At 23.9% G+C, this 284-nt stretch carries 1 protein-coding gene; it reads right to left on the bottom strand.

Features of this window, described 5'->3' with window-relative positions:
• On the bottom strand, positions 1–284 hold a 284-nt coding region (locus SB753_RS36480), incomplete at both ends, for a hypothetical protein (RefSeq protein ID WP_410804982.1).

Genomic DNA, 284 nt, shown 5'->3' with positions numbered 1-284 from the left:
AAAAGCATAAACAGGTGAAATATTTCTAACTTCTCTTTATTGTAAACTTGCAAACAGAAGACAAGAATAAAGATAATTGATATTATTACCCTAATATATTGTTCATTTTTTACTGCTAATCTATATACAAATAACAAATTTCCATCTTCTTTAAATAATAAATAAAATTCCTTATTATTTTCCGCTAATAAAATAATAGTCTTGAGATTGCTTCTTTTAATTAATTTTTCTATGAATGCACCTGTACTTGGCCCATATTTTACAATGTAAAATTCAATGTAGCA

The organism is Paraburkholderia sp. SIMBA_053, assembly GCF_046534895.1.
GTDB classification, from domain to species: Bacteria; Pseudomonadota; Gammaproteobacteria; order Burkholderiales; family Burkholderiaceae; genus Paraburkholderia; species Paraburkholderia caledonica.
This window is presented reverse-complemented; position numbering and strand designations above follow the sequence as displayed.